14 protein-coding genes are annotated in these 13,328 nt (G+C 51.5%); all 14 read left to right on the forward strand.

The window, feature by feature from the left end:
- The first annotated feature begins 3 nt into the window (after positions 1 to 3).
- From flhA to IRJ17_RS16230, 14 genes are read left to right on the forward strand one after another with little or no spacing between them, the layout of a single operon-like run.
- Positions 4 to 2,046, forward strand: coding sequence for a flagellar biosynthesis protein FlhA (flhA, locus tag IRJ17_RS16165; protein WP_122965208.1), 2,043 nt, complete (start codon positions 4 to 6; stop codon positions 2,044 to 2,046).
- Positions 2,043 to 3,392: a flagellar biosynthesis GTPase FlhF gene (gene flhF / locus IRJ17_RS16170; protein WP_242771106.1), complete on the forward strand. Its 1,350-nt coding sequence runs from the start codon at positions 2,043 to 2,045 to the stop codon at positions 3,390 to 3,392. The genes flhA and flhF overlap by 4 nt, the downstream gene beginning before the upstream one ends.
- 4 nt (positions 3,393 to 3,396) lie before the next feature.
- Positions 3,397 to 4,263, forward strand: a complete 867-nt coding sequence (locus tag IRJ17_RS16175) for a MinD/ParA family protein (protein WP_122965210.1) — start codon at positions 3,397 to 3,399, stop codon at positions 4,261 to 4,263.
- Between the two features lie 31 nt (positions 4,264 to 4,294).
- Positions 4,295 to 5,407, forward strand: coding sequence for a protein-glutamate methylesterase/protein-glutamine glutaminase (locus tag IRJ17_RS16180; RefSeq protein ID WP_122965211.1), 1,113 nt, complete (start codon positions 4,295 to 4,297; stop codon positions 5,405 to 5,407).
- 20 nt (positions 5,408 to 5,427) lie between these two features.
- Positions 5,428 to 7,470, forward strand: a complete 2,043-nt coding sequence (locus tag IRJ17_RS16185) for a chemotaxis protein CheA (RefSeq protein WP_122965212.1) — start codon at positions 5,428 to 5,430, stop codon at positions 7,468 to 7,470.
- Between the two features lie 16 nt (positions 7,471 to 7,486).
- Positions 7,487 to 7,963, forward strand: a complete 477-nt coding sequence (locus IRJ17_RS16190; RefSeq protein ID WP_063227612.1) for a chemotaxis protein CheW — start codon at positions 7,487 to 7,489, stop codon at positions 7,961 to 7,963.
- Positions 7,964 to 7,968: 5 nt separating this feature from the next.
- A complete protein-coding gene (locus IRJ17_RS16195) occupies positions 7,969 to 8,595 on the forward strand; it encodes a chemotaxis protein CheC (protein ID WP_122965213.1) in 627 nt (208 codons plus the stop codon).
- Positions 8,582 to 9,067: a chemotaxis protein CheD gene (locus IRJ17_RS16200; protein ID WP_063227610.1), complete on the forward strand. Its 486-nt coding sequence runs from the start codon at positions 8,582 to 8,584 to the stop codon at positions 9,065 to 9,067. Before IRJ17_RS16195 ends, IRJ17_RS16200 begins: the two co-directional genes overlap by 14 nt.
- Before the next feature lie 2 nt (positions 9,068 to 9,069).
- Positions 9,070 to 9,459 carry a hypothetical protein gene (locus tag IRJ17_RS16205; protein ID WP_122965214.1) on the forward strand — a complete coding sequence of 130 codons (390 nt, stop codon included), beginning with the start codon at positions 9,070 to 9,072 and terminating at the stop codon, positions 9,457 to 9,459.
- A gap of 16 nt (positions 9,460 to 9,475) precedes the next feature.
- Positions 9,476 to 10,264: a FliA/WhiG family RNA polymerase sigma factor gene (locus IRJ17_RS16210; protein WP_063227608.1), complete on the forward strand. Its 789-nt coding sequence runs from the start codon at positions 9,476 to 9,478 to the stop codon at positions 10,262 to 10,264.
- A gap of 36 nt (positions 10,265 to 10,300) precedes the next feature.
- Positions 10,301 to 11,716, forward strand: coding sequence for a FapA family protein (locus IRJ17_RS16215; RefSeq protein ID WP_122965215.1), 1,416 nt, complete (start codon positions 10,301 to 10,303; stop codon positions 11,714 to 11,716).
- A gap of 43 nt (positions 11,717 to 11,759) precedes the next feature.
- Positions 11,760 to 12,101, forward strand: coding sequence for a hypothetical protein (locus tag IRJ17_RS16220; RefSeq protein WP_122965216.1), 342 nt, complete (start codon positions 11,760 to 11,762; stop codon positions 12,099 to 12,101).
- Between the two features lie 41 nt (positions 12,102 to 12,142).
- On the forward strand, positions 12,143 to 12,664 hold the full coding sequence (locus IRJ17_RS16225; protein ID WP_173598875.1) for a DUF6115 domain-containing protein: 522 nt from the start codon (positions 12,143 to 12,145) through the stop codon (positions 12,662 to 12,664).
- The gene (locus tag IRJ17_RS16230; RefSeq protein ID WP_173598874.1) at positions 12,657 to 13,304 is read left to right on the forward strand and encodes a DNA polymerase III subunit gamma/tau; all 648 of its coding nucleotides are present in this window, start codon (positions 12,657 to 12,659) and stop codon (positions 13,302 to 13,304) included. The genes IRJ17_RS16225 and IRJ17_RS16230 overlap by 8 nt, the downstream gene beginning before the upstream one ends.
- Positions 13,305 to 13,328: the final 24 nt, after the last annotated feature.

Below are 13,328 nucleotides of genomic sequence, written 5' to 3' on the forward strand. Positions count from 1 at the left end.
ACAGTGGGATTTCGAATCAAGGAAGTAGGTACGATTTTATTTGTAATAAGCATTGTTGTCATGATGGTAATCCCACTCCCTTCTGGGCTGCTTGATCTGTTGCTGATATTGAACATCTCCCTTGCGTTGACGATCTTGCTTGTGTCGATGTACACAAAAGAAACACTGGAGTTTTCCATCTTTCCGACAGTTCTGCTGATTACGACGTTGTTTCGTCTCGCCCTGAACGTATCCACTACACGGAACATCTTGTCGCACGGGGAAGGCGGGCAAGTCATTGAAACCTTCGGAAGCTTTGTTGTCGGAGGCAACCAGGTCGTCGGATTTGTCGTGTTTCTGATTCTGATCATCATTCAGTTCATCGTCATTACAAAAGGTTCAGAGCGTGTCGCAGAGGTAGCTGCACGTTTTACGCTAGATGCGATGCCAGGTAAGCAAATGAGTATCGACGCAGATTTGAATGCCGGGATGATTACGGAAGCAGAAGCGCGAGTGCGGAGAAAAAAGATCGAAAACGAAGCAGACTTTTACGGGGCCATGGATGGTGCGAGTAAATTCGTAAAAGGGGATGCAATCGCGGGAATTATCATTTTTATTGTAAACATCATCGGCGGCTTTATTATCGGGATGCTCGTGCATGGCTTCAGCTTCCAGGAATCCGCTTCCCGTTTCACTACCATGTCGGTCGGGGACGCGCTGGTCAGCCAGATTCCTGCCTTGCTTATCTCGACTGCTGCAGGTATTATTGTCACTCGCTCTACTTCCGGAGAAGGTCTGGGAGAGGACATCGCTCGGCAAATGTTCTCCTTCCCGCGTCTGTTGTACATCGTGGGAGGCTGCATGCTCTTGCTCGGCCTTTTCACGCCAATCGGTCTTCTGCCAGTTTTGCCCGTGTCGGGGATTATGGGATTTGCCGCATGGCGCATGGACAAAAAGCAAAAAATCGAGATTCAGGAATCGGCGGACAAGGTGGAGGAGCAACAAATCGAAGAAGTGCGCAGCCCGGAAAGCGTGGTCAACCTGTTGCAAGTCGACCCGATCGAGTTCGAGTTCGGCTACGGTCTGATTCCGCTGGCAGATGTGAAACAGGGGGGAGACTTGCTGGATCGCGTGATCATGATCCGCAGGCAGATTGCGTTGGAGATGGGGATTGTCGTTCCCGTCATCCGCATTCGCGACAACATTCAGTTGCGGCCAAATGAATACATGATCAAGATCAAGGGCAACCAGGTGGCAAAAGGGGAAATTTTACTCGATCACTACCTTGCCATGAGTCCGGGAATAGAAGATGATTCCATTGTCGGGATCGAAACAGTAGAACCTGCGTTTGGATTGCCCGCATTATGGGTAACAGAAGAAAATAAGGAGATTGCAGAGCTTTCTGGCTACACGGTAGTCGATCCGCCGTCTGTGGTGGCGACACACCTTACCGAAATCGTCAAGCGCCATGCGCATGAGCTACTTGGCCGCCAAGAAACGCGAGCGCTTATCGACAACGTTCGAGAAGTGGCGCCAGTTCTGGTGGATGAGCTCATTCCGGGACTGCTGTCGATTGGCGATGTGCAGAAGGTGCTCCAGAAGCTTTTGCGGGAGAAAGTGTCCGTGCGCAATCTTCAAGTCATTCTCGAAGCTTTGGCGGATCATGCCTTGTTTACCAAAGACCCGGATGTGCTCACCGAGTACGTGAGACAGGCGATGTCCAGGCAGATTACGTTACAGTTTACAGAGCCAGGGCAGCCTTTGCGGGTAGTGACAGCAGGCGCTGGTCTGGAAAAAGCAATCTCCGAGCGGGTGGAGCAGTCGGAGCAAGGAAGTTATCTGGCGATGGACCCTGATACATCGCAACGAATCTTTCAGGGTATGTCGGCAGAAGTGAGCAAAATGATCAACTCCGGTCAACAGCCGATTCTCCTTTGTTCTCCGGCGATCCGCATGTATCTGCGTCAGCTGGTTGATCGAATGATGCCCGACGTTCCTGTATTGTCATACAGCGAGCTTGAGCCACATGTTGAAGTGCAAAGCGTAGGGATGGTGAACATTTCGTGAGAGTAAAACGTTACATTGTCGATTCGATGCCAGAAGCGATGGAAAAAATCAGACTCGATCTGGGGATAGACGCAGTCATCCTGAACTCCAAATCGATCAAGACGGGCGGATTGTTCGGTATGTTTGGCAAACAAAAAATCGAAGTGATCGCTGCCGTCGATGAAAAGGTGCCCGAGCGCGGGAACACCTTGGTCGCGGATGAACATCGGTCGAAGGACGTTTTCTCCTCCAAAGGACAGGCCGGCACCTACACGGCTCAACAGGCTTACCGGAAGGCGAATCTGGCGAAGGAGCCTGCCGAGAAGACCGCGACTTTGCCCAATGAGCAAAGAGCAGAAGCTGCTTCGAAAGCAGCTCCACCGATGGTAGCTCCTCGAACGGAAGCGAGAGAACAGCCATCGGTGCAACAGGCGGAAATTCCGGCGCAAGTGCCCCATGTATCACTGGAATCAACAGGTGCTGCCGGAAACAAAGCGGCAAATGACGCCCTTGCCAATGAAGTGCGCGATATGCGGCAAATGTTCCAAAAGCTTTTGGTCAATGACCTGAGCCAACAGCTCCCGCCTGCTGTTCAAGAAGTGCGCAGCCGGCTGGTGAGCCAGGAAGTAGGGGAAGAGGTTACCGCGGAAATCATCCGCAAGCTGCTGGAAGCGAAGAAGCCTGAGGAAACGTGGGATCAGGAGACGGCTTTTGGCGAGGCGCGAAGCATCATTTCTTCCATCGTTGCCTCGTATGCGCCAAAAACATCAGGGATTCGCAGGGATGTGCAGTACGCTTTCTTTTTTGGCCCTACAGGCGTTGGCAAAACAACGACGATCGCCAAACTGGCAGCGAGCAGCATGTTGAAGGAAAAGCGCAAAATCGGCTTTATCACCGCGGACACGTACCGGATGGCTGCGGTGGAACAACTGAAGACGTACGCGAACATCTTGAATGTGCCGCTCGAAGTGGTGTTTTCCCCGAAGGAAATGGTTCCGGCCATGGAGCGTTTAAGCGACTGCGACCTGATTTTTGTCGACACCGCAGGCCGTAACTTCCGCAACGATGAGTACGTGCAAGGCATCCGGGAACTGGTGGAGCATGGGAAGAACAGCATGAATTACCTCGTGCTGAGCCTCAGCTCGAAGTACAACGATATGAAGACGATCGTGGAAAACTTTGCAGAGGTGCCTGACAAGCAAGTCATTTTTACCAAGGCAGATGAGACAAACAGCTACGGTTCCGTTTTGAACATTTGTCACGAGAGCAAGCTTGCACTCTCCTACTTCACGACGGGACAAAACGTCCCAGATGATATCGTAGTGGCTACACCAGAGCTGGTAGCAACGATGATTATGGGAGATTGACTGGATGAGAGACCAAGCAGAACAACTTCGGATGCGCATGCAGCAGTCAGGTGCGAAAGAAAAAACGACGCGGTTGGTGACCGTAACGAGTGGAAAAGGCGGGGTCGGCAAATCCAATTTCAGTTTGAATTTTGGACTTGGATTGCTCGAACGGGGCCATAAAGCCGTATTGTTCGACGTCGATCTCGGGCTTGCCAACCTCGATGTATTGATGGGGATTACCCCGAAAAAGCACTTGTTTCACTTGCTTGAGCCGGACACGGATGTGTGGGAGATCATCGAGCATGGGCCAGGCGGACTGGAATTTATTGCCGGAGGTTCGGGCTTCACCCAGATCATGCAGCTGGACGAAGCCAAGCTAGATCGCCTGTTTACAAGGCTTGAGCCGTTGCAGGGCTATGCGGATACGATCATTTTTGATACGGGAGCAGGCTTTTCCAAAGAATCGTTGCGCTTCATGCTCTCGTCTGACGAAGTCATTCTGGTGACGACGCCAGAACCGCCAGCGATTACGGATGCCTATGCCGTCATTAAGATGCTTCACGCGCGAAACCCTGCGATTGTGATTCGTCTGGTCATTAACCGGGCTTCCTCGGAAAGAGAAGGCAGAATGACAGCGGACAAGCTTGCGATGGTAGCCAAACGTTTTCTGGATATGGACATCCAGTCGCTCGGATATGTTTCAGACGACCCGCACGTATCAAAAGCTGTCAAGCAGCAGCGTCCTTTTCTACTTACATATCCGCAATCGCAAGCCGCAAAGAGCATTCGGAACCTGGTTGACCGATACTTGGACAGCCCGACCGGACAGGATGCGAAAACAAATGGACTGAAAGGCTTTCTTGCGAGGCTGAAACACTTCATACGTTGAGACACATAGGTAGGAAGGGAGTGACATTCGATTGAGCAAAATTCGAGTTCTGGTCACAGATGATTCTGCATTCATGCGTAAAGTTATTAGCGACATTTTATCAGGTGATCCTGAAATTGAAGTGATTGATCGAGCAAAGAACGGACTCGAATGCGTGGAGAAATGCAAGCAACTCAGTCCGGATGTCCTCACCCTGGACATCGAGATGCCAGTGATGAACGGCTTGGAAGCGTTGGAAAAGCTCATGGTTGACTGTCCGGTTCCAGTGGTCATGCTGAGCAGCCTGACACGCGAGGGAGCTGAGGCGACGATTCAGGCTCTGGAGCTTGGAGCATTTGACTTTATTACCAAACCTTCCGGACCGATCTCACTCGATATCCACAAAGTGGCGGATCGGCTGATCGAAAGAGTCAAAGCGGCAGCTGCTGTAAAAGGCCGCATGCGCAGGACGCTCAGACCGAGTCGACCTGCCGCGCCGGAACCAACGCGCCAAAGTCCAATTCCTGCCCCCGCTCCGTTGCGCCCTGCGCAGCCGGTGATCAATGCTTTGCCTCGCATCCAAAACAACGGGAAAGCAAGGTTGGTCGTACTGGGAACATCGACAGGCGGACCGAAAGCGCTGCAAAATGTGCTGACGGCAATTCCGGCCGGGTTCCCTGCACCGATCGCGATTGTCCAGCACATGCCGGCCGGGTTTACGAAGTCGCTGGCGCAAAGGCTCGACTCTCTGTGCCAGATTCGGGTGACAGAGGTAACCGACGGGGAATGGCTGGAGCCGGGCACTGCCTATATTGCACCGGGCGGATATCACTTTGAGGTACAGCAGGTGAGTGGAAAGCTGCAAGCGCTCCTGCACCAGCAAGAGCCACGAGGAGGCCATCGTCCTTCCGTAGATGTCCTTTTTGAATCTGTGAGTCGATTGACAAATGTAGACAAATGGGCAATTATCATGACAGGCATGGGAAATGATGGGACCAAAGGTCTGAAGCAAATGAAGGAGTTTGGACCTGTTACCAGTATTATCGAAGACGAGTCGAGTTGTGTCGTATTCGGGATGCCACGAGCGGCGATCCAGGCAGGACTGGCAGATCATGTGGCCCCATTAGAAAAAATTCCAGAGCTGTTGTGCAAGCTCTTGCACTGATTTTGGGAGGTGGATCACCGATGGATATGAATCAGTATTTGGACATGTTTATTGAGGAATCAAAAGAACACCTGCAAGCAATCAACGCCAACTTGTTGCTGCTGGAAAGTGATCCGGGAAACATTGGGCACGTGAAGGAGATTTTTCGTTCGGCGCACACGTTGAAGGGAATGTCGGCGACCATGGGTTTTGAAGACATGGCCAGCCTGACGCACGAAGCGGAAAATGTGCTCGATCTGATCCGCAACCAAAAACTGACGATTACCAGTGACATTATGGATGTGATCTTTCATAGCGTGGATTTGATTGAGAGCATGGTAATCGACATTACGGAGGGCGGAGATGGTTCCGCTGACGTATCCGCTCCGGTGAAAAAACTGAGAGCGATTGTGGCTGGCGACTATACGGCTGACCAGGAAGTAGCGGCGGCGACAGCGGTAGCCGAGGCAGAAGCAGTGGAAGCTGCCGAAGAGGAAGGAACGCCAGCCGAGGATCACGAGCTGGACGATTACGCTCTGATGGTGCTCAAGCAGTCCAAGGAGCTGGGCAACAACCTGATGTGGATCACGGTGACGCTCAATGAGAACTGCCTGCTGAAAGCGGCGCGCTCCTACATGGTGTTCGACCAGCTTGAATCCATGGGTGAAGTGATCAAGACGAAGCCATCGGTAGAGGATATCGAGAACGAGCGTTTCGAGCAGTCTTTTGAGATCGCCTACGTCACCATGCAGTCGGTCGAAAAAGTGCGCAGCACAATTCTCAACATTTCGGAAATCCAGGATGTTGTCATTGAACCGATTCAATTGAAAAGTGAAGCGCCACCGGCTCCGGTAGTCACAGAAGTTGCCGCGCCTGTAGAGAAAAAGCCGGCAGACAACGCCCAGACAGCTGCTGCGAAGAAAGCGACGGCTGGCGGAAAAACAATTCGCGTCGACATTGATCGCCTGGACATTTTGATGAACCTGTTCAGTGAGCTGGTCATCGATCGTGGTCGTCTGGAACAGCTTGCACGCGAGATCGGAAAAAGCGAGCTGCAAGAGACTGTGGAGCATATGAGTCGCATCAGCGGCGATTTGCAAAACATCATTCTGACCATGCGCATGGTTCCGGTCGAGCAAGTGTTTAACCGCTTCCCGCGTATGATTCGCGATTTGCAAAAAGATCTACATAAAAAAGTGAATCTGGAAATCATCGGGGCGGAAACCGAGCTGGATCGCACCGTTATCGATGAAATCGGCGACCCGCTCAACCACTTGCTGCGCAACTCGCTCGACCACGGAATCGAATCGCCTGCCGATCGGAAAAAAGCAGGGAAGCCGGAGGAAGGAACTATCGTACTGCGTGCGTTCCACAGCGGCAACCACGTCTTTATCGAAGTCAAAGACGACGGCGCAGGCATCAACAAGGAAAAGGTGCTGAAAAAAGCGCTTGAGCGCGGCATCGTCAATCCGGCGAACGCTGACAGCATGTCGGACAAGCAGATTCATGAACTGCTGTTCGCAGCAGGCTTCAGTACCGCTGAAGTGGTTTCGGATATTTCTGGCCGCGGTGTCGGTCTGGATGTCGTCAAATCGAAAATCGAATCGCTTGGCGGAAGCGTAGGTGTTGAATCCGTTCGCGGACAAGGCACGACCTTCCTGATTCAGTTGCCGCTGACGCTCTCGATTATTTCCGCCATGCTCGTACAAGTCAAAGACGAGAAATATGCGGTGCCGCTTTCCTCTATTATTGAAACAGCCGTGTTCAAGAAAGATCAGATCATGATGGCCCACCGTCAAAAAGTAATCGACTTCCGGGGACGTGTCGTTCCACTCGTTTCGTTGCAAGACATTTTCCAAGTGCCGGACAACGGAGCGGATAAAGAAGATGAAGTGGCGGTTGTCATTGTGCGCAAAGGCGAGAAGATGGCCGGACTGGTCGTTGACTCCTTCATCGGGCAACAAGAGATCGTCCTCAAATCGCTTGGCAAGTACATGGTCAACGTCTTCGCGATCTCAGGCGCTACGATCCTGGGTGACGGACAGGTCGCACTCATCATTGATTGCAATGCACTGATTAAGTAGAGGGAGGGGCAGTCACATGCTCGATCAAAAAGAAATCGTAAGCGAAGTCAAAGTGATTGTGTTCCGTTTGAAAGATGAAGAGTACGGAGTAGAAGTCAACCAGGTGAAATCCATCGAAAAATTGGAGCACATCACTCGCGTTCCACGCACGCCTCCATTTGTCAAAGGCGTAATCAACCTGCGTGGAGTGGTGACGCCGATCATCGACCTGCGCAATCGCTTCGGATTGGAAGAAAGCCTCTATTCCGAATCGACGCGCATCATCATCGTAGCGGTAGGCGAGCTGGAAGTCGGGCTGATCGTCGATGCAGCCAACGACGTTATCGATATTCCGGTCAACGCGATCGAGCCGCCGCCTGAGGTTGTAGGCGGCGTGGAAGCGGCTTACTTGCGAGGAGTAGCAAAACTGGACAAGCGGCTTTTGATTTTGTTGAATCTCGATAAAGTATTGAGCACAGAGGAAATTAAACAGCTGGACTCAATTGAGGGGTAAGAAAGATGGCCTATTTCACAAAGTTTGGAGATTTCCAATTTGACGTGCTGCGGGAAATCGGGAATATCGGTGCAGGACATGCTGCAACGGCGCTCTCCAAGCTGATGCAAAAAGAGATCGACATGAAAGTGCCCCAGGTCAACATCATCCCGTTTGACAAAGTGGCAGATTGTGTCGGCGGAGCCGAAGCAGTTGTCCTTGCCGTATTTTTTCGTGTGGAAGGCGATTGTCCGGGAAACATGTTCTTCATTCTCGATCTGGATTCCGCGAGATACCTGCTTGAACAAATTACGGGAATCAGCAAGGATGTCTATGAATGGGAAGAGCTAGAGATTTCTGCGCTTCACGAGATCGGCAATATTTTGACAGGTTCCTATCTCTCCTCGCTGGCGGATTTTACACAGCTTAATTTGCAGCCTTCCGTGCCTGCACTCGCTGTGGATATGGCTGGAGCTATTCTTAGCTACGGACTGATAGCGTTGGGTCAAGCGGGTGACTTTGCCCTCACGATTGACACAGCATTTTTTGAAGGCAACGAGAAAGTCAAAGGGAATTTTTTCCTTATACCTGATCCTGAATCGCTTCCTATTCTATTTCGTTCATTAGGGGTTCCGTTCGATGGAGATTATTAAGATAGGTATGGCCGACCTCGGTGTGGCAAAGCCGCCGAGTAAATTACGAACTACTGGTCTAGGTTCTTGCGTAGGGGTTGTCCTCTACGACCAGACCCATAAAATTGCAGGAATGGCACATGTTATGCTTCCAGAGTCTTCGCTGGCCAAAAGCGGAGAACTGACGATTGGAAAGTACGCAGATACAGCTATTCCCCATCTGATCAATCTGATGGAAAAGGCAGGGGCGCAAACCCGAAACATCGTTGCCAAAATCGCGGGTGGAGCACAAATGTTCGCTTTCTTGGGAAACAGTGATACGATGCGGATTGGGCCGAGAAACGTCGAGGCTTGCAAGCAGGCTTTGAAGGACGCACACATTAAAATCGTGGCAGAAGATACAGGGGGAAACTGCGGTCGGACGATAGAGATGGATGCCACAAATGGAGTTCTTCAAATCCGTACGGTAAATCAAGGTGTGAAGGAAGTATAAGAATGTTGGGAACCATTTGGATAAATACAGGCATGGGGTTGCTCGCTTTTGTCATTACATTGTGCACGGCGCTTGCGAGTAATGTCTGGTTGGTCTCCTTGGAGCGAGCCGGCATTGCTCTGGTGATATTCTTCCTTGCCGCTTTCCCGATTCGCTTTGTGCTGGCGCTCGTCACGCAAACACCAGCCCAGTCTGCAGAAGCAGGCGGCCAAGAGGAGTTGAATGCTCCTCTGGCCGATGGCGGGGATGAGGCGAATCCGCCAGGTCAAACGGGAGAGCAAGCGGCAGCAGAAGCATTTTCTCCGCTGTCCTTCACCAAGCTGGAAACGATCCATCCGTCAGAGGACCCAGCCACCGTTGCAGAGGTCGTTAGGCGCTTAACAGATGAGTAAAGGTTGGTGACTATTCGTGGCACGGCTAACCAGTCAAGAAAAAGCAAAAGAGTTCGATAAATGGGTCATGTGGAAGCAAGAGGGCAGTCGCGAGGCGGAAGTTGACCTGATCACTAAATTTTTGCCGCTGGTGGACAAAGTGGCGAATCGTCTGGCGATCAATTTGCCAGCGAATGTGGACAAGGACGACTTGATTAGCTACGGACGATTTGGGCTGTTGGATGCTTTGGCCAAATTCGATCATACGCGGGGACTGCAATTCGAGACGTATGCCATGTGGCGCATTCGTGGAGCCATGATTGATGGCCTGCGCGAAAATGACTGGATTCCTCGCACCGTTCGAGACAAAGCCAAAAAAATCGAAGAAGCGTACACCACTTTGGAACAGCAGATGCTGCGAATGCCAACCGATCAGGAAGTGTCCGAATATCTCGGAATAAGCGAAAAAGATCTGCAGCAGGTGTTTTTGGAAACCTCTTTGGCTAGCATGGTCTCCATTGACGAGGCAGTAGGGGAAGAGGACGAGCAAAAAACCGCAAGACATTCCTACATCGTGGACGAGCTGACTCCTCGCCCGGAATCGGTAGCAGAAGTCAGCAGCCTGAAAGAAGTGTTGGTCGGTGTGATTGACAAGCTTCCTGAAAAAGAAAGACTCGTCGTCTCCCTGTTTTATTTCGAGGAGCTGACGCTGTCGGAAATTGCTGAGATCATGAGCTTGTCGCCTTCACGCATTTCCCAGCTTCATTCAAAGGCGCTTTTCCGACTTCGTTCCGCATTGTCAAGATGGAAGTCGCAATTACTGTAAACAGAAATTTACCCAAGCTTGAGAGGGGTAGAATGTATGGAAGGGATCGGGAATTATAGACTAGAGGTCAAGTTATCCGCAGACAAATTAGAAGCAGATATCATTTTGCGCGTAGATGAAGAAGACATCGACAACATTGTCGTCGTGGAATCGGATATTTACAACGCATTGCAACAGCAAAAAGTGAAGGCTGGCATTTTGGAAGACGTCGTGCAGGGGCTATGTACTTTTCCGGCGAAGTATGCCAATGCCAAGGTTACCATTGCACGCGGAGTGGCTCCAGTCCCAGGCGCAGACGCCATCATCGAGTACCCGTACTTGGCGACTGTTTCAGACAATGAAGGGCCGAAAGAGCTGGAAGACGGCCGCGTCGATTATTACAACATAACCAGTATTCCGAATGTCGCCAAAGGACAGCTTTTGGCCCGCAAGACTCCAGCTAGCTCTGGAACTCCAGGGACAGCAGTTACCGGAGAGCCCATCGCTCCCAAAGCAGGCAAGGAAATCAATCTCAAGCCAGGCAAAAATGTCGTGCACAATCAGGAGCGCACGATGCTTTACGCCGCTATTGATGGACAGGTTTCCTTTACCGACCACGACAAGCTGAATGTTTTTCCCGTCTTTGAAGTAAAAGGGGATGTCGATTTTGGTGTAGGCAACATCGATTTTGTGGGAACGGTGGTCATTCGCGGGAACGTACTAAACGGTTTTCGGGTGAAGGCGTCTGGTGACATCCGTGTACTGGGAAGCGTGGAAGGCGCCGAGTTGTACGCGGAGGGCTCTATCGAGATCAAAAGTGGCATTGTTGCCCAAGATAAAGGGGCGATTGTTGCCGGCAAGGACATTCGTACATCCTTTATTCAAAACGCGAACGTCACCGCTGGCAATCAGGTGATTGTGTCTCAAAGCATCATGTTTTCCAATGTGCGTGCAGGGAAGCAAATTATTTGCAAAGGCCCGAAAGGAATTATCATCGGGGGCGTCCTGCAAGCGGGAGAGAAAATTGCTGCGAGAGTTTTCGGCAACACCAGTGCTACACCTACACTCTTGGAAGTAGGCGTGAAGCCAGAACTGCGTCAGGAACTTTCGAACATCCAGAAAGATTTGCAAAATGTGTATGAAAATTTACGCAAAACGGATCAAGGCCTGGGTGTGCTCAATCAAATTTTGCAAACAGGCAAGGAGCTTACCACCGAGAAAAGAATCATGCAAATCAAGCTGACCAACACGCGGCTTGTTCTCGAAAAAGAGTGCAAGCAGCTGGAAGCGCGCAGAAAAGATTTGGAGAGCGAGCTGAAAGGGGAAGGCCCTGCGGCAGTCGAAGCGTACCACGTCATGTACCCCGGGATCAAAATGACATTCGGCAAGCTTGTGCATTTTATCAAACACGAGTATGCACGTACGCGATTTATCGTTCTCGATGGGGAGATCAGTACAGCAACACTCATCTAATAGCCGAATGTGATTTCGAGAGGCGAGGAAGGGGCTGGGCTGCATGAGCTTGAAAGCAGTGGAATTGCAGGTGGCATTGCCACGCACCTTGGAAGTCGGCCGAATCCAAGAGCACCAGATGCAACGGTCCATGCATGAAACGCAATCGATGATCGATCAGCGCAAAGAACTGGACGCGCACATGCGCCATCGTGCGACGGATATTGATGAAACGCAAAAAAATCAGATTCGCGATAGGGAGCAGGGGCAACAGCGAGAGCATGATGAGTCAGGTGACAGCTCTTCCGCAGGACAGAAGAATGCCGCAGCAAAAGACCAAAATGCCCCTTCCTCGGTCTCCATGAGAGATCCGATGCGCGGACGCTTCATTGATATTTCCTTATAAAAGGAACAGAAATTGACAAGCCAGAAGTAAAGGTGGCCAACATGGATCAAGTGTACATCATCCTGATTGGCGCAGGAATCATCACCATGCTGCTTGCTTTGTTCATCCAAAGAAAGTCGCCTGCTGATCATACTGCCGCCATCCAGACATCACGATCAACTGACAAGGCAGATATTGAAAAAAACCTGCAACGCTTGAACAAGCAGTTCAAGCAGGAGACCGCCCTTCTTTCTGCCGAATGGCAAGAAACAAGGGCTGATTTGCTTCGTGAAATCGAATTTTTGCAAAAGCGCGTGGAGCAACTGGAACAACAGTTGGATGAAAGAGTAGTCGTTCGCGAAACCGCCGCTGCTGTAGAGGATCCGCCAGTCAAAAGCGCAGAGCCTGTAGAGGAGCAAGTCGACATGCTTGCCTTGCGGGAACGCTATCGGCGCGTCTTTGAGCTAAGCAAGGAAGGGCTCGCTCCAGACGAGATTGCGAAACGGCTGGGGGCGGGCCGGGGAGAAATCGACCTGATTTTCTCATTGGCGCAAAGAAACGAGCGAGGTTTTGCCGATGCGTAAACGCGAATTGTTATTTGGATTCGGCGCGGGCTTGATCGTGGCTGCTTCGGCTCTCGGGCTGATGGCTCCGAAAAGCGGGGCGCCCAGTCCTGCGCTAACCGAGGCTGAAATCAAGCAGGCTGCCACCGAGCTGCAAATGGTCGTGCTTACGCCTGAAGAATACAAGCAGTGGCAGGAAGAAAAGAAAGTGAACGTGCAGCCTGCTCCAAACGCGCCAAAAGCTCCGGCGGCACCAAACGTCGAGCAGACGAAGACACCTGCGGCTGCCAAGCCCCAAACTCCTGGAGTTAATGAAGTGATACCGCCAAGCGTGAATAGCGTCCAGGAGACGTCGTCAGCCGCTGAGAGCAAGGTACAGTCTGTTGCAGCTCCGGCACAGACAGAGACGCCACAAGCACCTGCGGTCGAGACTCCCGTCGTGAAAAAGACCGCTTCCTTTACCGTGCCATACAAGGCGACGGCAGAGGGTGTTGCAGCTACGCTCGTCAAGGAAGGTATTTTGCCTGCAAACAATCATTTTGTCGACCAGCTGCGTACGATGGACAAGCTGAATCGGATTCGCGTAGGGACGTATCAGGTTTCCCTGCCCGCTTCTGAGGAAGAGATCGTCAAGCTGATTACTACGCCGCCGAAAAAATAGGGCGGTATTTTTTTTGCAAAAATA

Source organism: Brevibacillus parabrevis, assembly GCF_022701015.1.
In the GTDB taxonomy this organism is placed as follows: domain Bacteria; phylum Bacillota; class Bacilli; order Brevibacillales; family Brevibacillaceae; genus Brevibacillus; species Brevibacillus parabrevis.